Raw genomic sequence first — 20,467 nt, 5'->3', positions numbered from 1 at the left:
CGAAAGAAAATCCCCGGGCGATATCCGTAATCTTTCTTTCAACGAAACCTGTTTGAAAGGAAGACTTAAAGTGGCCATGAGTGTATTGGCGGCGTTCTGGGCCGTGTCGTTCCTGTTCGTGATCAGCCCCGGTGCGGACTGGGCCTATGCCATTTCCGCCGGCATGCGCGGGCGTTGGGTGCTGCCGGCGGTGGCGGGGATGTTGTCGGGGCATTTCCTTGCGACCCTGGTGGTGGCGGCCGGGGTCGGCAGCCTGATTGCCGGGCACTCGCTGGCGTTGACCCTGCTGACGCTGGCCGGCTGCACCTACCTGTTGTGGTTGGGTGGCAACCTGCTGCTCAGCCCGTCGGTACCCCAGGCCGGCGAGGATGGCGCGGGCGATTCCGGGTCGCGTTGGGCGTTCAAGGGTTTTTGCGTCAGTGGGATGAACCCCAAGGTGTTCCTGCTGTTCCTGGCGCTGCTGCCGCAGTTCACCGACCCGCAGTCGAGCTGGCCGGTGCCGGCGCAGATCCTGTTGCTGGGGCTGGTGCACCTGTGCAGTTCGCTGGTGATCTACCTGATGGTCGGCTATGGCGCCAAGGCGGTGCTGCGCACCCGGCCGGCGGCGGCGCGGGTGGTGGGGCGGTTGTCGGGGGTGGTGATGATCGCGATCGCGCTGGGGTTGGTGGTCGGGCAGATGCGTTGAGGAGGCACCTCTTTCAGGGCCACCAGATGCCCGCCGCAACCCCAGCAGCGTCTATGAGATCGAGCGCGCTGCAAGGCTACCGCCTGGCACCCGAAGCCCGCCACAACCACTGGTCCAGGCTCAACCGCCCAGCCCCCCTCAACAGCAACGGCAGCATTGCCACCAGGTAGATCAACGGCAGCTTGTAGTTGCCATGCCCCTGGTCGGTGATCGCATAGCCCTGCGCCAGCTCCGCCAGGCCCGACCATTCGGCCGGCCAGTGCACGGCGGCAATCGCCACCACCGTCACCACCATCAGCACTGCGGCGGCCAGGCGCGTGCCCAGCCCCAGCAGCAACAGCAACGGGCAGATCAGCTCGGCCCACATCGACAACTGCCAGTTCAACCCGGCCGGCAACAGGTCGAAGGGAAAGGGGAAGCTGGCCTGCAGGTCGGCGAACCAGTTCGTCCCGTTGAACTTCTCCAGCCCCGATTCGAAGAACTCCCAGGCCAGGAACAGCCGCAGCGGTAAATCGGCGCCCCAGCTGCCAAAGCGATCGAGGACGGTGAACGGGCGAGTGAGGGTAGCGGTCAGCATGAGCGGCTCCTGTGATCAGTGGGTCAGTGACGGTGCGGTGCGGCGCAGGCGAATCACCTGCTTGGCGACCAGCTTGAGGGCGATGGCGGCGAACATCAGGGCGAAGGCCAGTGGGTACCCGCCCCCCATTGGGATGCGTTTGTAGAACGACAGGCAGAACACCCCGGCCAGCACCCAGGCCCCGGTGGCGTGCAGGTTCTTCCACAGGCGTGGGCCAAGCAGGCGCATGGGGGCCTTGAACGACGTCATGGCCAGCAACAGGATGAACAGGTAACCCAGCGAACCGGGGAGGTTGGCCAATGCCGTGCGTCCGGCCCAGAACAACTCGGGATAACCCTGGGCATACAGGTAGATCAGCACGCCATGCACCGTGTGCGAGAAGGCAAAGGCCAGGCCCAGGAAGCGCCGCTCGCGCAGCAGGCGCCGGCTCGCGGCACTGGGCAGCAGCACGGCCAGCGACGAGGCCAGGAAGGTCAGCAGGAACAACGCGAACGAGCTGCGGGCCGTGGCGCGGATGGCGCTGCGCAGGCCTTCACTCCCCAGCGGGTGGGCGATCAGCACCGTGGCGGTCATCAGCAGGGTCAGGGCCGCGAGGGCGGCGAACAGCTTCCAGCCAGAGGGCAGGGCTTTCATGAGGGGGTCCCCGGTGTGTGGCGAAGGCAGGCTGCCTTCGCGCTCCAGTGGCCGGAAGTGTGTGAGGGGCGGGTATCGGCAGTGTGTCGAGCAGACCGGGGTTATGTATCGCTGTGTAGGCGGGCATTGCCCAGGCCACCGCGCTGCGCCAGTATTAGCCGTTCGATTCCAGTGGACCCTCGCCGGTGACCCGCCCGCTCATCCTGCCCCTTGCCGAGAACTACCGCCATGGCGAGCACATCGCCCCGCACTGCCACGACCGGGCGCAGCTGATCCATGCCATCAGCGGCGTGGTCACGGTCAATGCCCGCGAGGGCAGCTGGGTGGTGCCGCCCGGGCGCGGGGTGTGGGTGCCGGCGGCCACCGAGCATGAGCTGCGGATGTCCGGCGTGGTGCGCATGCGCACCTTGTTCATCGACCCCGGCGCGCGCCCGGATCTACCTGGCCAGTGCCAGGTGATCGAGATCTCACCGCTGCTACGCGAGCTGATCATCCGCGCCATGGACATCGCCCCCGAGCCGCCGCCCCAGGGCCGCGACGCACGGATCATGCAGTTGATCCTCGACGAGATCCGCGTGTTGCCGGTGTTCGCCCTGCATGTGCCAAGCCCACGCTCGGCCGTGTTGCAGGCCTTGAGCGAGGCCCTGCGCCAGGCACCGGACGAGGACTGGAGCCTGGCCCGCGCCGCCGCCCACTGCGGGCTCAACCCGCGCACCCTGACCCGCGCGTTCCAGCGCGAAACGGGCCTCAGCCTGGTGCAGTGGTTGCGGCGCATGCGCTTGCTGGCCAGCCTCGATGCCCTGGCGGCCGGGCGCTCGGTACTGGCGGTGGCGCTGGACCTGGGCTACGACAGCCCCAGCGCGTTCAGCGCCATGTTCCGCCGCACGCTGGGGGTGTCGCCCTCGGTCTACTTCGGCCGGGCCGGCGAGCGCTGGTAGGCCAGACCGGGCGTTTCTTCCCAGCCGCCGCCGAGGGCGGCGAACAGGTTCACCTCCGCCAGCAGCTGTGCCAGGCGATCGTTGATCAGGCCTTCCTGGGCGTTGAACAGCGCACGTTGGGCGTCGAGGAAGGTCAGGCTGCTGTCGATGCCGGTGCGGTAGCGATGCTCGGCCAGGTCGTGGTAGCGCTGGCTGGCCGCCACCAGGTCGCGCTGGGCCTGCAGTTGACGTTGAAAGGTGGCGCGGGCGGCCAGGCCATCGGCGACTTCCTGGAAGGCGCTCTGGATCGACTTTTCATAGCGCGCCACCTGGATGTTCTTCTGCACCTTGGCGTAGTCGAGGCTGGCGCGCAGGCTGCCGGCATTGAACAACGGCAGGTTGATCTGCGGCTGGAACAGCCAGGTGCCGGAGCCGGCGTCGAACAGGTCGGCCAACTGGCGGCTGCTGGCGCCGGCGTTGGCGGTCAGGGTGATGCTGGGAAAGAACGCCGCGCGTGCCGCGCCGATGTTGGCGTTGGCAGCCCGCAACTGGTACTCGGCCTCCCGGATGTCCGGGCGGCGCTGCAACAGGTCCGCCGGCAGGCCTGCCGGTACCCGGGCGATCTGATCGTCCGCCAGGGGCAGCGCCGGCAGGGTGGCGCTGACCTCGACGCCGACCAGGCGGTTGAGCTGGTTCAGGTCCTGGGCGGCCAGGCGGGTGTAACGGGCCACGGCGGCGCGCGAGCTGTCGACGCGGGTGGTGGCCTGGATCGCGTCGAGGGCCGAGAGGGTGCCGGTGCGGTGCTGGCGTTGGGTGAGGCGCAGGCTTTGCTCGTCGGCTTGCAGCGTCTGGGTGGACAGTGCCAGCAGCTCCTGGTCGGCGCGCCAGGTCAGGTAGGCGCCGGCCACGCTGGTGACCAGGCTGAGCTCGGCGCTGCGCCGGGCCTCGTCGCTGGCCAGGTAGGTCAGCAGCGCCTGGTCGCTGAGGCTGCGCAGGCGGCCGAACAGGTCCAGCTCGTAGGCGCTGATGCCCACGGTCGCCGATTGCTGGCTGCTGATCATGCCTTTGCTTCCGGTCCGACTGCGGGGCAGATACTGGCGCTGGCCCTGGGCGTTGGCGGCGACCTTGGGCAGCAGCTCGGCACGCTGGATGCGGTACTGGGCGCGGTAGCCTTCGACGTTGAGCGCGGCCACCCGCAGGTCGCGGTTGTTGGCCATGGCCGTATCGAGCAACTGGCGCAGGACCGGGTCATGGAACACCGCTTGCCATTCCAGCGGCAGCGCCGAGGCCGATGGCCCACCGCTGTAGGCCACACCGCTGGGGTAGTGGTCAGCACTGGGGGCGTCCGGGCGCTGGTAGTCCGGGGCGAGGGTGCAGCCGGCCAACACGGTGGCCAGCAGCGGCAGGAGCAATCGGGTCATGCAGGGTTCCCTGGGTTCAGGCACCGGCCATCCAGCGGGCCAGGCCGTGGCGGCCACTGACCCCCAGCTTGGCGGTGGCTCGCTTGAGGTAGGTTTCCACGGAGCTGTTCTTCACATTCAGGCGCTGGGCCATCTGCGGCACGGTGCCACCGGTCAACAGGCCGATGCAGACTTCCTGCTCGCGCGTGGACAGGCGCACGGCCTCCTGGCTCAGGCGCTCGCCGAACACATGGCGTAAAGAGCCGGCTTCATCCAGTGCCTCCACGCCGACCCGGCGCAGGCAGGCTTGCTGAAGCAGGTGCGCGTGGTGTTCGACCAATGGCAGCAAGGTGTCCGACAGGCTTTTGAGCAACGACAGTTCTGTCAGGGAGAAACCGCGCTGGCTCGGCAGGCGCTGGAAACAGATGACCCAGCGCCGGTCGCCATTGCATGACACCAGGTTGCACTGGTGGGCATTGCGCCGGGGGTGCTGGGCGCTGGCCTGGGCGTTGATCTGGATCAGCAGCGGGTCCTGCATACACAGGATGCTTTGCAGCAACGGGTGACGCAGGTGTTCCTGGATGGGCAGGTCATGGTGCAGGCCGGCGCTGCCCAGCACCTTGATCCGGCTGATGCTGGCCGGGTCGTTCTCGAGGGTCCATTCGCTGAGGTCGAGCCGATGGATCGGCACCTGGTTGCCGACCAGCAGGAGCATCTGTTCGGCGAAATGCTCGTCACCCGTGCTGGCAACCAGTTCACCCAACTGCAGGTACAGGTGCGGGTCGTGACGGTGTTCGAGGCTGTCGGTCAGCTTCATGTCGTTGTCTTCCTTGATCGGGTGTCGCAGCGGGCGGGTCTCGCGACCGAGTCCTCTCTGTGTTCTCGGGGGGTGGAGGCTATTGAATCGCAGGCGCCGAGCACGCGTCTGTAGTGGAAACCGGGGACAGAAAATGCCAGTTAATCCGACTGAAATGCTGGGCCTTGAACGAGGCTGTTTCTGTCCGGCGTGTCAGCTTGTCAGGTGATTGGCGCCAGAATGCAGCCGGTTTGCCTCCGTTCGCAGCAGCAGGCACGACGAGTAGGTCAGGGGCGTTATGGGGGTGTAGTCAATGTCCTACAGGAAATTCAGCGCAATCCGGCTGAGCGTTTTCCCGTCGCCGATGTCCGGGTTTCGGGGGCCATACAGGGGGCTAGGGGGGTGTTTGAATCCGCGCAATCACTCTGTTTCAAGGACGATCCAAGCCCATGTTCGCCGCCGACACATACCCCTTGACTTGCGCGCAGCGCGACATCTGGCTGGACCAGCTCGGCCATGGCGACTCGCCGCTCTACAACATCGGTGGCTATGTCGAACTGGAGGGCGCGGTCGACCGCGAGCGCTTGCAACGGGCCCTGACCCACCTGGTGGCCGTGCATGACGCGCTGCGAACCGTGCTGGTGGCCACGCCCAGCGATGACGGCTTGCCACGCCAGCGCTTCGTGACAGGCTTGCACATCGTGCTGGCCGAGCACGACCTGGCCGGCCGGCCTGACCCGGCGGGCGCGGCGCAGGCCCTGATCCAGGCACAGTTGCAGCAGCCGTTCAGCCTTGGCGATGGCCCGCTGTTGCGCGTTGCGCTGATTCGCCTGGGCGGGCGGCGCCACCTGGTCGCGGCCCAGGCCCATCACCTGATCCTCGACGGCTGGGGGTTCGAGCAGTTCTTCCACCGGCTGGGGCAGTACTACGGTTTGCTGGAGCAAGGCGCGCCGTTGCCCTCCGCGGCGCCGTCCTACATGGCATTCATCGAGCAAGACCAGGCCTACCAGGCTTCGCCGCGGCGTCAGCGCGACGGCGACTACTGGCTCGACCGCTATCGGCAGTTGCCGGATGTGCTGCTGCGCCCGCGCGAGCGCGGCCCGGTGCGTGCGGCAACGCCCAGCCAGGCGCTGCAACGCAGCTTCGACCCCGCGTTGCTGGCGCGCATGCAGCAGTTGGCCGCGCAGTTGCAGGCGTCGCCCCTGCATGTGCTGCTGGCGGCGTTGCACGTGTGCTTCTGCCGCAGCGGCCAGCGTGACGAGTGGGTGGTCGGCCTGCCCGTGCGCAATCGGGGCACGGCCTTGCACAAGGCGACGCTGGGGTTGTTCGCCCAGGTCAGCGCGTTGCGCATGGACTTTGGCCGCGAGCTTGCCTTTGCCGACCTGGTGCGGGCCATCGCCGGCACCCTCAAGCGCGACCTGCGCCACCAGCGCTTGCCGATGACCGAGCTCAATCGCGGCCTGGGCCTGTCGCGCGAGGCGCGCGCGCAGTTGTTCGAGGTGACGGTGTCATACGAGGAGGAGGGCAATGACTTGTTCTACGGCGCATTGCCTACCCATACCGTCAAGGTCAGCAACGGCCACGAGCCAACGCCGTTGTCCATCTACCTGCGCAGCAACCGCCACAATGGCAAGGCCTGGCTGCACCTGGTGCACAACCTGGGCTGGCTGGCGCCCGACGAGGTCGAGGCGCTGACCGGGCGGATGTTGCAGGTGCTGGACCAGGGGTTGGAGGCGCCTCAGCTTCGGGTCGATGCGTTCGAACTGCTGACGGATCGCGAGCGCGAGCAGCTCAGGCAATGGAATGCCACGGCGGCCGTTGGCCAGGGCGAGCCATTGATCCATCGGCGCATCGAGGCCCAGGCCGCCTTGCGTCCCCACGCCACGGCGCTGATGCAGGAAGGCCATGGCCTGAGCTACGGGCAGTTGAACCAGCGCGCCAACGCATTGGCGGGGCGCTTGATCGACCTGGGCGTCAAGCCGGACCAGCGGGTGGCGGTGGCGGCGCGTCGTGGCCTGGATACCGTGGTGGGCTTGCTGGCGGTGCTCAAGGCCGGCGCGGCTTATGTGCCCATCGACCCGGCACACCCTGGCGAGCGCCTGGCCTACCTGCTGCAGGACTGCGCCCCCCAGGTGCTGTTGACCCAGTCCAGCCTGCGCGAGCGCTTCGTCGGGCAGGCGCTGCCGATCATCGAGCTCGATTTTGCGGGCATCGAACCCGAATCGACGGCCAACCCCCAGGTGCCGGGGCTGGCCGCGGACAACCTGGTGTACGTGATCTACACCTCAGGTTCCACCGGCCAACCGAAGGGGGTGATGGTCGAGCACCGCATGCTGGCCAACCTGGTCGACTGGCACTGCGACACCTTCGACCTGCACGCCGGCAGCCATACGTCCAGCCTGGCGGGTTTCGGTTTCGACGCCATGGCCTGGGAGGTCTGGCCGGCCCTGTGCGCAGGCGCGACGCTGCACCTGGCGCCCGTGCGCGAAGGTGGCGAGGATATCGACGCCTTGTTGCGCTGGTGGCACGAGCAACCGCTGCAGGTGAGTTTCCTGCCCACGCCGGTGGCCGAGCATGCCTTCGCCCAGGGGCAGGCCCATCCGACACTGCGCACCTTGCTGGTCGGTGGCGACCGCCTGCGCCGGCTGGCTCGCGAGCGCGGCTACCAGGTGATCAACAACTATGGCCCCACCGAGGCCACCGTGGTGGCCACTTCCGGACAGGTCCTGGCGGGCGGGGCGCTGCACATCGGCAAGCCGATCGCCAATACCCAGTTGCATGTGCTCGATGAGCAGCGCCGCCCGTTGCCCGTCGGCGCTGCTGGCGAACTGTACATCGGTGGCCTGGGCGTTGCCCGGGGTTACCTGAACCGCCCCGAGATGACCGCCGAACGCTTCATCGACGACCCCTTCGAACAACGCCCCGGCGCCCGGCTGTACCGCACGGGCGACCTGGTGCGCTGGCTGGCCGATGGCACCCTCGAATACCTGGGTCGCAACGATGACCAGGTGAAGATCCGTGGCGTGCGGGTGGAGCTGGGCGAGATCGAGGCGGCGCTGGCAACCCACGAGGCGGTACGCGAAGGCGTGGTGCTGCTGCGTGACGGCCAGCTGGTCGCCTGGTACATCGCCGAGCAGGTCGTGACGCCTTTGCAGTTGCATGAGCACTTGCGTGGTCGCTTGCCGGCCGCGCTGCTGCCGACGGCGTACATGGCGGTGCCGGCCTGGCCCCTGACCGCCAATGGCAAGCTTGACCGTCGCGCCTTGCCGGCACCGGACGTGCACGCTGCGCTACGCCGCGCCCACGAACCGCCCCAAGGCGATGTCGAGCAACGCCTGGCCGCCCTGTGGGCCGAATTGCTGCACGTCGAACGGGTCGGGCGGCAGGATCACTTCTTCGAGCTGGGTGGCCATTCCCTGATGGCCGTCCAGTTGATCGAGCGCATGCGCCAGGCGGGGCTGCACGCTGATGTGCAAGTGCTGTTCGGCCAGCCGACCCTGGCCAGCCTGGCCGCCTCGGTCAGTGTGATGGCGGTGGCGGCGGTGCCGGGCAATCGCGTGCCGGCTGACTGTGCGCGGATCACGCCCGACATGCTGGCCCTGGCCGAGCTCGGCCAGGCTGATATCGAACGCATTGTCTCGGCGATCCCCGGGGGCGCCGCCAATGTGCAGGAGATCTACCCGTTGGCGCCCCTGCAGGAAGGCCTGCTCTACCACCACCTCACCGAGGCCCGCGACCCGTACCAGCAGCAAGCATTGTTCGCCTTCACCGGCCACGCCGAACTGCTGGCGTTCAGCCAGGCGCTGGAACAGGTCATCGCGCGTCACGACATCCTGCGCACCAGCCTGGCCTGGGATGGGCTCGAGCAACCACAGCAAGTGGTGTGGCGCCAGGCGCGGTTGCCGCTGACGGTGCTCGAGCCGGGCCAGGGCGATGCCGTCGCGTTGTTGCGCGCACGCCACGCCACACTGGACCTGCGCCAGGCGCCAATGATGGCCCTGGCCTGCGTCGAGGATCGCGCCAATGGGCGCTGGCTGGGCATGCTGCACTTCCATCACCTGGTCAACGACGCGGTGTCGGTGCAGGTGTTGCTGTCGGAACTGGAAGCCTTGATGACGGGCCAGGACCATGCCCTGGCGGCGCCCGTTGCCTATCGCAACTATGTGGCCGTGAGCCGCGACCCGGCGCGCCAGGCGGGCCATGAACAGTTCCTGAAAACCCTGTTGGCGGGTATGGAAGCACCGGCGAAGCTGGCGGGGATGGGCGAGACGCTGGAGGCGCAGGCACTGCAAAGCGCCACGCTGGCCGTGCCCGAGCCGCTGGCCAAGGCGTTGCGGCGCTTGGGGCGCGCCCACGATGTCGGCTTGGGCAGCCTGTTCCACCTGGCTTGGGCGCTGGTGCTGGGGGCGCTGGGAGGCCGTGACGAGGTGGTGTTCGGCAGTGTGCTGCTGGGCCGCATGATGGCGGGCGAGGGCGCTGATCGGGCCTTGGGCATGTTCGTCAACAGCCTGCCGTTGCGGGTCGCGTTGAAGGGACCTGGCGTTGCCGACGCGTTGCAGGCAACCCACGCGCAGTTGGCCGCCTTGCTCGGCCATGAGGATGCGCCCCGGGTACTGGCCCAGCGCTGCAGCGGCCTGCCGGCTGGCGTGGCGTTGTTCGACAGCCTGCTCAACTACCGCCACGGCCCGGCGCCGGATGCGCGCAAGCTGCCGGGGGTGACGCTGGTGGACGCCAGCGAAGTCCACAGCCATGCCCTGGTGCTCACCGTGGACGAGGCAGGCGACGACATTCACCTCCATGTGCGAGCGCCCCGTGAGCTGGGCGCGCAGCGTGTGCTCGGGCATGTTGCCTGTGCCTTGCAGCAGTTGGCCGAGGCGCTGCAACGCGACCCTGGGCGAGCGCTGACGTCGTTGTCGACGTTGCCGGATGACGAGCGCCACCATCTGTTGTCGACGCTCAATGCCACCGACACGCCCCTGGATCCCGCGCACGTGCATTGGCCGGCGCTGTTCGCCGCCCAGGTGCAGCGAACCCCGCACGCCGTGGCGTTGCAAAGCGAAGAGGCACAGTTGACCTACCGCGAGCTCGACGCCCAGGCCAACCGTCTGGCGCATCACCTGATCGGCCTTGGCGTGAGGCCTGACAGTCGGGTGGCGGTGTGCGTCGAGCGTGGCGTGCAACTGATCGTCGCCTTGCTGGGCGTGCTCAAGGCCGGTGGCGCCTATGTGCCGCTGGACCCGGGCTATCCCGACGAACGCCTGCGCTACATGCTGGCGGACAGCGTGCCATTGGCCGTGCTGGTGCACGGTGCGACCCGGGGCCTGTTCGAACCTTCATCCACATTGATCGACCTCGACCAGGATGGCTGGCAGGCTCATTCGGAGCAGGCGCCGGTGGTTGCGCAACTGAGCGGCGAGCACCTGGCCTACGTCATGTACACCTCTGGCTCCACCGGCACGCCCAAAGGGGTGATGGTCGAGCACCGAGGCCTGTGCAACCTGATGCACTGGGGGTCGACGCTGTGCCCGCCACAAACCGACGGTGCCTTGCTGCAGCGGGCGCCCTTCAGCTTCGACGGTTCGGTCTGGGAGCTGTTCTGGCCGCTGTGCGCCGGCCTGCGCCTGGTCCTGGCGCGCCCGGACGGGCATCGCGACCCGGCCTACCTGGTGCAATTGATCCAGGCGCGCCGGGTGACCACGGTGAAGTTCGTCCCCGCGTTGCTGCACGCGTTCCTCGAAGCGCCGCATGTCGAGGGTTGCACCAGCCTTACCGACGTCTTCTGCGGCGGTGGCGAGCTGACCCTGGCCCTGGTCCGCCGCTTGCGCGAACGCTTGCCCAGGGTACGTCTGCATAACGTCTATGGCCCGACCGAGGCTACCGTCGACAGTACCGCCTGGACGTTGGAGCCGCAGCAGCCCCTGCCGGAGCAGGCACCGCCAATCGGTCGGCCCATCGGCAATACCCGGTTGTATGTGCTTGACGCCCATGATCGACCGGTGCCGTTGGGCTGTGTCGGTGAGTTGCATATCGGTGGTATCGGCGTCGCCAGGGGCTACCTGGGGCTACCAGAGCTGCAAGCGGCGCGCTTCATTGCCAGCCCGTTCATCGAAGGCGACCGGCTGTACCGCACGGGCGACCTGGTGCGCTACCGGGCCAACGGTGACCTGGAGTTCCTCGGGCGCAACGACTTCCAGGTCAAGCTCAATGGCTTGCGGATCGAGCTTGGCGAGATCGAGGCGCTGCTGGCCGCCCACCCAGCCCTCGGGCAGGCGGTGGCGCTGGTCCGCGATGAACGCCTGGTGGCCTATGCCGCCTGTCAAGAGGGCCATGCGGTGCCGGCGCTGGAGACCCTGCGCAGCTACCTGCTGGCGCACTTGCCGGCCTACATGGTGCCTTCGGCCTATGTCATCCTCGGGCAACTGCCGCTGAGCCCCAACGGCAAGATCGATCGCCAGGCGTTGCCGGCGCCGGGGCCGGAGGCGGTGATCAGCCGCACCTACCAGGCACCGCGCGACGATCTGGAGCAGGCCCTGGCGCAGATCTGGACCGAGGTGCTGAAAATCGAGCAAGTGGGGCGTGACGACAACTTCTTCGAGCTGGGCGGGCATTCGCTGTTGGCGGTGAACCTGGTGGCGCGCATGCGCCAGGCCGGGCTGCATACCGATGCACGCATGCTGTTCAGCCAGCCGACATTGGCGGGGTTGGCGGCGCATACGCGTCGGGAGGACATCCAGGTGTTCATCCCCAAGACCACCATCCCCGGGCTGGGCGGGCGTCGCCGGCTCTGAGTGGTGCGCAGGAGGCGGCTGGTTTCGGGGGCGAGGATGGGACTATTCTTGCCCCATGACCACCCAGCCTCCCCAACGCCATCCCTGCCCACCGGGCGCCTGCGACTGCGGTCGCGAGCGCCTGGCCGATGCCCCGGCCCGGGACCTGCGCATCCTGCTGCTCACGCGCGAGGAGGAAAAGCGCCTGCTCGAGCGCCTGGAGAACCTGAAGGACCTGGACGATCTCAAGCACCTGCAATCGCGGTTGTACGAGAACCTTGGCATCCGCGTGCATATCGCCCCGGGCTTCAACGAGGTGCGCACCATGCGCGGGATCGTCATCGAGCTGGAGGCGCAGGTCGGCCTGTGCCGCAAGACCCGCCAGTCGATTCCGGCGGCGATCCGCCGTGGGCTGGAGCGCAACCCGCAGGTGGCCTTCCGCCTGCTCGATGCCCACGACCTGCTACGCGATGCCTGAAGGCCTCAGCGCATCGCCGCCAGCTTGATGCCGAACCCCACCAGGCACGCGCCGGCCAGGCGTTCGAGCAGGTGGCTGATGCGCGGGTTGGCCCGCATGCGCTCGGCCAGGTGGTGGGTGAGCAGCACCGCGATCAATCCATAGAGCAGGGTCAGCCCGGCGACAGTCAGCGCCATGAACGCGAACGTCACCACGCCCTGGTGGTGCACCGGGTCGATGAACAGCGGGAAGAAGGCCATGTAGAACATGATCGCCTTGGGGTTGAGCAGGGTGATCATCATGGTCTGGCGCAGGTAGCGCCCGCTGCTCATGCTGCTCTGCCGCGGCCCGCTGCCGGGCTTGCTCAGCAACATGCGCAGGCCCAGCCAGGCCAGGTAGGCCGCGCCGGCCCACTGCACTACATGGAAGGCCGCGGGGTAGGCCGCCAGCAGGGTGGCGACACCGGCCACGGGCAGCCACATGAGCACCTGGTCACCGAGGATGACGCCGAAGGTGGCGGCCAGCCCACCCTTGACGCCGCCCTTGCCGGTGGCGGTGATCAGGGCGAAGTTGCCGGGGCCGGGGATCGCCAGGAGGATGAGGAACGCAATCACGAAAGCGCCGTAGTCGGTCACGCCGAGCATGGGGGAGTCTCCTGGTTGAGTGGTCGGGGGAACTGGATTTATGCCACCATCGGCCGTGCTTGCACAGCCGCCTCGAGGCGTTTGTGGGTAATTTTCTTCCTTTGCTCTTCGTATTCAGGAAAGCCGCCCTGCGCCTGGCGCGTTCGGCCCTCATCATTCAAGGAGACAGGCAATGACTTCCGTTTTCGACCGCGACGACATCCAGTTCCAGGTAGTGGTCAACCACGAAGAGCAGTATTCCATCTGGCCTGATTACAAGGCGATCCCCAATGGCTGGCGCGCGGTCGGCAAGAGCGGCCTGAAGAAGGACTGCCTGGCCTACATCGACGAGGTGTGGACCGACATGCGCCCGTTGAGCCTGCGCCAGCAGATGGCCGAAGCCGCGGCGCAGTGAACCTGTCGACACTGAACCTGCTGTGCCTGCCGTACTCGGGCGCCAGCGCCATGGTCTACAGCCGCTGGCGGCGCAAGCTGCCGGCCTGGCTGCAGGTGCGGCCGGTGGAGTTGCCGGGGCGTGGTGCGCGCCTGGGGGAGCCGTTGCACACCGACCTGCAGGCGCTGGCACGGCAGTTGGCCCACGAGCAACGCGCAGTCGCCACTGCCCCCTACGCGCTGCTCGGGCACAGCCTGGGCGCGCTGGTGGCGTTCGAGCTGGCCCATGAACTGCAGGCATTGGGCTGCCCGCCACCGGTGGCGCTGTTCGCTTGCGGCACAGCCGCTCCAACCCGGCGCGAGGACTACGACGGCGCGAACTGGCGCGAGCCCAAGAGCGACGATGCGCTGATCACCGAGTTGCGCAAGCTGGGCGGTACGCCCGAAGAGGTGCTGGCCAACGAAGAGTTGATGGGCCTGACCCTGCCAGTGCTGCGCGCTGACTTCCTGCTGTGCGGGCGTTATGCCTATCGCCAGCGTGCGGCGTTGAGCTGTCCGCTGCATGTGCTGGGGGGCCACGCAGATCGAGCCAGTGAAGAGCAGTTGCTGGCCTGGCGCGCAGAAACGGTGGGCGATTTCTCGTTGGAACGCTTTCCTGGCGGGCACTTCTTCATCCACGAACATGAAGATGCCGTGCTGAAGCAGATGACCAGCACCTTGCAGTCGATCTGTCAGCCGCTGTCACAACTTTCCTTCAGCTGACGGCTCCAGGGCTGACATACGCTTCCTAGGCATAGGCGTTTTACTGACACCACATTCATTCAGGATCGAGGTGTCATATGCCTTTTTTGCATTGTGCTGTTGTCAGCAATGGACTTCTTAATGCTTCTGAGCCGATGCCGGTGGAAGCCGAGGGGTGTCGATTGGTTGTGTTCAAGGAGAAGCTGTATTGCTTCTATTTGAAAGCGCCAACACGCGTCTTCTACGTGTCGAAGGCGAGAACCGGAAGCTGGAGCCTGCCTGAGGATGTCGGTATCGAAAGCAGTTCAGGCCTGCCAGCAGTGTTCGTTTTCGATGACAAGCTGCATGTTTACTCCAGCGGCTTCGATGGCGACGCGCAAACGTATCCCGGCACTGGTGCAAGGCTTGCCGTGTTCAATCCAGGCAACCGCACGTTTGACATCACCACACCCGATGCAGCATATGGTTCGCCCTCTGTGGTGGCGCGTAATGGCAAAGCTTACAAGTTTGCGCGCTTCAATTCGGGCGGCAGGTTGTCGGTGCGTGATTCCAATGACGGGATAACCTGGTGGGCACGTGGCTGGATCTACCCGAGGGGTGAGGGTTCGGCGATTATCGAGTCGCCCCGCGATCCAGTGGCTTGCCTGTACCAAGGACTTATCCATGTGTTCCATCAGGCGACGGATGGACTTTGTCTGATCAGGTATGACGGCCAGTCAGGGTGGAGCCGTTCGCAACTGTTGATAGAGAAGGTCTACCCCGAAATGCCCGCCGTCGTGGTGCATGATGGCATGCTCACCCTGGCGTTCACCAATGCCCCGAATACGTTGGACAACACGCTCTCTGTCAATGGCATACCCAGCGAAGCCGCCATGGGGGATGACACCGCCGAAAGCACCATCGACCTGTACCGTTATGACGGCAATGCGCTGAGCAAGGTTGATCGAAGTATCAATATCAATGCCAGCGGGGCCCCTGATGCTGTTGTGTTCGATGGCGATTTGCACCTGGTCTTTGCGTCCGTCTGATCCCCTCTCATTACAAGGAGCCGATCATGCCGGTCGACCAACAGATTCGCCGAGATACCCATTCGTTAAGACATCCGATTGCACGGGTGGATTTTCGTACACGACTTGAATCGCTGGTACGCCGATTGTTCGTGGTACTCGAAACAACGCCAGACGATGCCCCTTCTTCGGCTGCCTATATCAGCTATCACCTGTCCTCGGAGTTCATGCGCAGCAGCAACTTCTCCGAGCAAGCTGCCATTGCCGAAGACGCCAGTGCGCTGCTGGCAACGCTCTACAATGAGCCGGCGCTCATCGCTATCTTGCAAGCCTCGCCCCGTGCGCACAGCCTGGCCATGGTGGTGCGGCTGTACAACATCCATCACGCCATGATCATGTCCGGGTTGCGCGCCGACGAAGGGCCGTTGCGGCTCGACGCCAATGACGCTCTGCGTATGTTGCGCATCGCCGTCCAAGCATGGGGCCCCTGGCGCTCCAGTGTCGAGCTGACAGGCAGTATCACCAGCTACCATCGCGTGCGCATCCTTGATTCGGGAGGCGGCCGGCAGGTTCAAATCGGTTGGCAGCGTCCCGCCGGTGCAAGGGTCGACCTGCGCGTGGTGACGTTAAACATGCAGGGAATCTCTTCCGCCCACACCGACAAGTTCCGCACCATCGTACTGCCAATGATTCGCCAGCATCATGTCGTCATGTTGCAGGAGGCCGGGGTATGGCCGCTTTCCTCGCAGTTTATCGCCGATATCCAGGTTGCCGATCAGTTCGGTGTACAGCACGTCGTGTATCAGCGGCGGTGGGAGGCTGGCACCTCGACGCGACCAGAGAACTACATGATGTACTACTTGGAGGTGAACCTATTACGGGTACGGTTGGGCATGGTACTGGCCGACAACGTGACGGTGCTTGGTGTCAGCGTCATCGCAGACGGTGTTGGCAGCCCGTCCGGTGGTCGTATGCCAAGGCCGATACTGGGCCTGCGCATCCGCATTCCCGGGCTGCGCGAGGCGATCACCGTGTATACCTTCCACGCCCTCTCCGGCGGTGGGGTCAATAGCCCGCGGATGCTGCGTGAAACTGTCTGGCACAGCGACACGCCTTTCGTGATGCTGGGTGACTTCAACCGGGACCCTCGCGAACCGGGCCCTCCTCATCCCAATAACAGCAACTGGGTATCGCCTCCTGAAATCGCCGATCTGGTGCTGGCCAACGGTCCGACGCACCCAAGCAGCGGGCCGGTGAACATGCTCGACTACGCGTTTGCCTACGGCTTGGCTGCATTGCCGGCTGCAGGGCAAGTGATGCTGCCGGTGGACTCGGATCACCGTCCGGTCTCCTACACCTTCGTCTTCAGCGGTTGATTGACGTCGCTTGCTGCCTGGGTAAGGCTTGAGCCTTTCCCAGGCAGGAACGGACCATGCTGATCGACGCTTCTCGGGCCACATTGCTGGTGGTCGACATCCAGGAAAAACTCATCGGCGCCATGAGCGACCCCGAGGGCACTCGTGCCCGGGCGCGCTGGCTGCTGGCGGCCAGCGCGGAGCTGGAAGTGCCCACGGTCATTTCCGAGCAATACCCCAAGGGGCTGGGCCATACCCTGGCCGAACTCAAGGCCGCGTCACCTGCCGCCGAGATTGTCGAAAAACTGCATTTTTCCTGCGTCGCGGCTGAATGCCTGCCGGCCAGCCTGCTGGCCCGTGAACAGGTGATCGTCTGCGGCATGGAAACCCATGTCTGCGTGCTGCAGACGGTGCTGGGCCTGCTGGCACTGGGCAAGCAGGTGTTCGTCGTCGAGGATGCCTGCGACAGCCGCACGCCTGCCAGCAAGGCGGCGGGGCTGGCGCGCATGCGCGATGCGGGGGCGCAGGTCGTCACCCGTGAGATGGTGCTGTTCGAACTGCTGGGCAGCGCAAGCCATCCATTGTTCCGCCATATCAGCAAGACCTACCTGGTCGGTGAACAGCCCTGAACGGGCGTCTGCTGGCGGCCGGGCTGTTGTGCCTGGGCCTGTTGCAAGGTTGCGCCGGGCGCCGTGAGGAGGCGCCTGAAAGCGACCCGGCCAAGGTGCGCGCTCAGCTCATGCGCCTGCTGCCAGCCCAGGTCAAGGACCGCCAAGGCTGGGCCGAGGACATCCAGGTAGCGTTGCAGGCCCAGGGCATCGCCCCGAGCAAGGGCAACCTGTGCGCCGTGCTGGCGGTGACCGAACAGGAGTCGACCTTCAATGCCGACCCCCAGGTGCCGAACCTGGGGCGCATTGCCCGCGAGGAGATCGATCGGCGCGCAGCGCGCCTGTACATTCCAGGCGTGCTGATCGACGGCGCGCTGCGCACGCCCTCGAGCAACGGCCAGAGCTACCAGCAACGCCTGCTGACGGTGCGCAGCGAGAAACAGCTCAGCGCCCTGTATGACGAAGTCATCGACCGATTGCCGCTGGGGCGCACCTTGCTGGATGGGTTGAACCCGGTACATACCGGTGGGCCGATGCAGGTCAGCATCGATTTCGCCGAGCAGCATGCCAAGGGCTACCCCTATGCCTACAAAGGCACTGTTCGCCAGGAGGTGTTCAGCCGTCGGGGCGGGATGTACTTCGGTATCACCCACCTGCTGGGGTATCCAACCCATTACGACCGGGCGCTGTACCGCTTCGCCGATTTCAACGCCGGTTGGTACGCCAGCCGTAACGCCGCGTTCCAGGCCGCGTTGAGCCGGGCGACCGGGTTAGCGCTAGCGTTGGATGGCGACCTGATTGCACCGGGGGCGATCATGCCGGGCAGCACCGAGCAGGCGGCCCGCAAGCTGGGGGTGAAGCTGGGGCTGCGCAATCCGCAGATCCGCGCACAGCTGGAACGGGAAAACAGCCTCGACTTCGAGGACACCGTGCTGTATCGCCAGGTGTTCGCCCTGGCCGAGGCGAAAGCGGGCAAGGCGTTGCCAAGGGCGGTGCTGCCCGGAATCGAGCTGAAGAGCCCGAAGATCACCCGCAAGTTGACCACCGCGTGGTTTGCCGGGCGGGTGGATGAGCGCTACCAGCGCTGCATGCGGCGTTGAGGTGTTCGCGGTTTGGTAGCGTTTCGAGGTGTTGTTGAGACCGAGCGCCGTCCATGTGGCGCATCGCGGATGAATCCGCTCCTACATCGGTGGCGCCATCCGATAAACCGCGTGGTCACGACTGGCCCGAAACAAACCTGTAGGAGCGGATTCATCCGCGAGCGGCGCTCGATCTCAGGAGCACTGCAAGCCCCTTTCACTTCTCGCGCAACGTCCGCTCGATGACCTCCACGAAGGCCCGCACCAGCGGGCTGCGCTCATGCCTGCGGGTCAGCACCAGCAGCGGCACCGTGGCACCGGGCTCGTCCAGCGGCAGATAGGTCACGCCACTGCGTACCAATGTGCGCGTGCACTGCGGCACCACCGCCACACCCCGGCCAGCGGCGACCAGGGCGATGATCGAGGTGATCTGCTTGCCGGTCGGCGCTGGCCGAGGGGTCAGCCCGTTGCGCCGGTACAGGGTCTGGATGATCTCGTTCAGCCCCGAACCATAATCGGTCGGAAACGCGATCAGCGGATAGGCGCTCAGCTCGGCCAGGGTCACCCGCGCCTGGCGGGCGAGCGGGCTGTCGCTGGCAATCGCCGCCACCAGCGGCTCGTTGCCCAGGCAGATGGCCTGCACCTGTGGGTCATCGGCTGGCGGTTGCATGCGGCTCATGCCGATGTCCAGGCGGCCCTCGACGATCTGCGACCACTGGGTGCTCGAGGCGCCTTCCTCGACCGTCAGTTGCACATCCGGATAGGCCGAGCAGAACGCCTGGATGGTATGACTGAACACATCCGACAGGGCGATGGAGCTGGCATAGCCGACGGCCAGATGGCCCGCCGAGCCCGCCGCCAGCTTGCCGGTGATGGCGGCCGTCAGGTCGACCTGCTCCAGCACCGCGCGCGCATACGGCAAGAAATGCAGGCCTTCCGAGGTGAGGGTGACATTGCGGGTACTGCGGTCGAACAGGCGGAAACCCAGCTCCGCCTCCAGCGCCGAGATCTGCCGGGTCAGTGGGGGCTGGGCGATGTGCAGGCGCGAAGCGGCGCGGCCAAAGTGCAACTCGTCGGCGACAGCCAGGAAATAGCGCAGGCGGCGGAGGTCGATCATCTTCGTCCTTGAGTATCAATCGGTCGGAATTCGGTATTGGATCCAAACAGCCCCCTATCTTATAAAACCTGCAAATTTTCACGAGTGCTGTCATGGCTTTTCCTGCGAAATTCCCTCGAATCGCGTTGTTTCTTGCAGGATGCGCCGCGTTTCTGAACCTCTATGCGACCCAAGGGCTGCTGGGTGAGTTGCCGGGCACCTTCCCGATCACGTTGCATCAGGCCAGCTGGAGCATCACCGCCACCATCCTCGCCGTGGCCATCACGGCGCCCTTCGTCGGTTGGCTGACAGCCCGCCGCGCGCAACACCGGGTGATTGCCGGGGCCGCGCTCCTGCTCGCGTTGCCTGCCGTGCTGGCGGCCTGGGCGGGCAGTTATGGCGAGTTCCTGCTCTGGCGTGGTGTACAGGGCCTGTTCATTCCCGTGGTGTTCGCCACCAGCGTTGCCTATATCGGTGTGCACTGGGAGGGGAGCGCGGTGACCGAGGTGACGAGTATCTACGTGGCCGGCACGGTGCTCGGTGGTTTCTGTGGGCGCTTCCTGACCGGGCTGGTCACCGAATTCTACGATTGGCGCATGGCCCTGACCGTGCTGGGTGGCCTGAGCCTGGCCATCGGCGTGGCCATCGCCGTGCTGTTGCCGCGCGCTGCTCCCACAGCGGCGTATCCACATCGAGCCCCACGCGGCGAGCTGTTCGGCAAGCCGCTGCTGGGCGCCTATGCGGTCGGTTTCTGCGTGCTGTTCGCCCAGGTCGCGACCTTCACCTACGTTGGCCTGCACCTGGGCCAGGCGCCGTTCAACCTGGGCACCGCGGCGCTCGGCTCGATCTATGCGGTGTTCCTGCTGGCCCTGGTGGTGGTGCCGGTGGCCGGGCGGTTGACCAGGGCGCGGCCCCAAGGCGACCTGATACGGGTTGCGGGCTGCCTGGGTATCACCGGCTCGGCCTTGGCCCTGTCGCCTTCGCTGTGGCTGATCGTGATCGGCCTGGCACTCAGCTCGACCGGCGTGTTTCTGGCCCAGGCGGCCGCCAATGCCTTCATCACCGCCAATGCCAGGCAGCACAAGGCCGCCGCGGTGGGGCTGTACCTGGCCAGCTACTACCTGGGCGGCAGCTTTGGCGCCTTCGTCCCTGGCGTGCTGTGGGAGCAGTGGGGGTGGCCGGGCTGTATCGCATTGATCGTGATGTTCCAACTGATGCCGTTGCTGATTGCCCGGGGTAGCTGGAGGTCCGCTCCAGTCCCCGGTCGCTCGCACCGGCAATTGCAATGAGCCTTCTTTGTGCAAGCGCTCGAATCATCATCCAACAAGGAAAA

General features: G+C 66.1%; 17 protein-coding genes. 11 read left to right on the top strand and 6 right to left on the bottom strand.

Features of this window, described 5'->3' with window-relative positions:
• Positions 1-70: 70 nt before the first annotated feature.
• The gene (locus PSEEN_RS15435) at positions 71-685 is read left to right on the top strand and encodes a LysE family translocator (RefSeq protein ID WP_011534479.1); all 615 of its coding nucleotides are present in this window, start codon (positions 71-73) and stop codon (positions 683-685) included.
• Positions 686-761: 76 nt separating this feature from the next.
• On the opposite strand, the gene PSEEN_RS15430 is transcribed toward PSEEN_RS15435, so the two are convergent.
• Together PSEEN_RS15430 and PSEEN_RS15425 are read right to left on the bottom strand one after the other, a co-directional pair.
• On the bottom strand, positions 762-1,262 hold the full coding sequence (locus tag PSEEN_RS15430; protein WP_011534478.1) for an HvfX family Cu-binding RiPP maturation protein: 501 nt from the start codon (positions 1,260-1,262) through the stop codon (positions 762-764).
• A gap of 15 nt (positions 1,263-1,277) precedes the next feature.
• Positions 1,278-1,895 carry a ferric reductase-like transmembrane domain-containing protein gene (locus PSEEN_RS15425; protein ID WP_011534477.1) on the bottom strand — a complete coding sequence of 206 codons (618 nt, stop codon included), beginning with the start codon at positions 1,893-1,895 and terminating at the stop codon, positions 1,278-1,280.
• A 185-nt stretch (positions 1,896-2,080) separates the two neighbouring features.
• Between PSEEN_RS15425 and PSEEN_RS15420 the strand changes: the two genes are divergently transcribed.
• On the top strand, positions 2,081-2,833 hold the full coding sequence (locus PSEEN_RS15420; protein ID WP_011534476.1) for an AraC family transcriptional regulator: 753 nt from the start codon (positions 2,081-2,083) through the stop codon (positions 2,831-2,833).
• Here PSEEN_RS15420 and PSEEN_RS15415 read toward each other — a convergent pair.
• Both PSEEN_RS15415 and PSEEN_RS15410 read right to left on the bottom strand, forming a co-directional pair.
• Positions 2,803-4,233, bottom strand: a complete 1,431-nt coding sequence (locus PSEEN_RS15415) for an efflux transporter outer membrane subunit (protein ID WP_011534475.1) — start codon at positions 4,231-4,233, stop codon at positions 2,803-2,805. The genes PSEEN_RS15420 and PSEEN_RS15415 overlap by 31 nt on opposite strands.
• Positions 4,234-4,249: 16 nt before the next feature.
• A complete protein-coding gene (locus PSEEN_RS15410; protein ID WP_011534474.1) occupies positions 4,250-5,029 on the bottom strand; it encodes a helix-turn-helix transcriptional regulator in 780 nt (259 codons plus the stop codon).
• A gap of 428 nt (positions 5,030-5,457) precedes the next feature.
• Here PSEEN_RS15410 and PSEEN_RS15405 point away from each other — a divergent pair, with 428 nt between their 5' ends.
• Together PSEEN_RS15405 and PSEEN_RS15400 are read left to right on the top strand one after the other, a co-directional pair.
• Positions 5,458-11,796, top strand: a complete 6,339-nt coding sequence (locus PSEEN_RS15405) for a non-ribosomal peptide synthetase (protein WP_011534473.1) — start codon at positions 5,458-5,460, stop codon at positions 11,794-11,796.
• A 55-nt stretch (positions 11,797-11,851) separates the two neighbouring features.
• Complete coding sequence (locus PSEEN_RS15400) at positions 11,852-12,253, top strand: hypothetical protein (protein ID WP_011534472.1); 402 nt, start codon at positions 11,852-11,854, stop codon at positions 12,251-12,253.
• Between the two features lie 5 nt (positions 12,254-12,258).
• On the opposite strand, the gene PSEEN_RS15395 is transcribed toward PSEEN_RS15400, so the two are convergent.
• On the bottom strand, positions 12,259-12,876 hold the full coding sequence (locus PSEEN_RS15395) for a LysE family transporter (protein ID WP_011534471.1): 618 nt from the start codon (positions 12,874-12,876) through the stop codon (positions 12,259-12,261).
• Positions 12,877-13,048: 172 nt separating this feature from the next.
• Here PSEEN_RS15395 and PSEEN_RS15390 point away from each other — a divergent pair, with 172 nt between their 5' ends.
• The 6 genes from PSEEN_RS15390 (at position 13,049) to PSEEN_RS15365 (ending at position 18,059) form a co-directional block, all read left to right on the top strand.
• Entirely contained in the window at positions 13,049-13,270 is a 222-nt protein-coding gene (locus PSEEN_RS15390) for an MbtH family protein (protein ID WP_011534470.1), read from the top strand.
• A gap of 2 nt (positions 13,271-13,272) precedes the next feature.
• Complete coding sequence (locus PSEEN_RS15385; RefSeq protein WP_044488834.1) at positions 13,273-14,010, top strand: thioesterase II family protein; 738 nt, start codon at positions 13,273-13,275, stop codon at positions 14,008-14,010.
• Between the two features lie 77 nt (positions 14,011-14,087).
• A complete protein-coding gene (locus PSEEN_RS15380; protein WP_011534468.1) occupies positions 14,088-15,017 on the top strand; it encodes a hypothetical protein in 930 nt (309 codons plus the stop codon).
• A gap of 26 nt (positions 15,018-15,043) precedes the next feature.
• Positions 15,044-16,372, top strand: a complete 1,329-nt coding sequence (locus PSEEN_RS15375; RefSeq protein WP_011534467.1) for an endonuclease/exonuclease/phosphatase family protein — start codon at positions 15,044-15,046, stop codon at positions 16,370-16,372.
• 56 nt (positions 16,373-16,428) lie between these two features.
• A complete protein-coding gene (locus PSEEN_RS15370; protein ID WP_011534466.1) occupies positions 16,429-16,980 on the top strand; it encodes a hydrolase in 552 nt (183 codons plus the stop codon).
• Positions 16,977-18,059, top strand: coding sequence for a DUF1615 domain-containing protein (locus PSEEN_RS15365; RefSeq protein WP_373694303.1), 1,083 nt, complete (start codon positions 16,977-16,979; stop codon positions 18,057-18,059). The genes PSEEN_RS15370 and PSEEN_RS15365 overlap by 4 nt, the downstream gene beginning before the upstream one ends.
• A gap of 196 nt (positions 18,060-18,255) precedes the next feature.
• On the opposite strand, the gene PSEEN_RS15360 is transcribed toward PSEEN_RS15365, so the two are convergent.
• Entirely contained in the window at positions 18,256-19,155 is a 900-nt protein-coding gene (locus tag PSEEN_RS15360; protein WP_011534464.1) for a LysR family transcriptional regulator, read from the bottom strand.
• A gap of 92 nt (positions 19,156-19,247) precedes the next feature.
• Here PSEEN_RS15360 and PSEEN_RS15355 point away from each other — a divergent pair, with 92 nt between their 5' ends.
• Positions 19,248-20,423, top strand: a complete 1,176-nt coding sequence (locus PSEEN_RS15355) for an MFS transporter (RefSeq protein ID WP_011534463.1) — start codon at positions 19,248-19,250, stop codon at positions 20,421-20,423.
• Positions 20,424-20,467 lie beyond the last annotated feature (44 nt).

This window comes from Pseudomonas entomophila L48, from assembly GCF_000026105.1.
GTDB classification, from domain to species: domain Bacteria; phylum Pseudomonadota; class Gammaproteobacteria; order Pseudomonadales; family Pseudomonadaceae; genus Aquipseudomonas; species Aquipseudomonas entomophila.
Note: the sequence above shows the minus strand (reverse complement) of the source record. Positions and strands in the feature narration are given on the sequence as shown.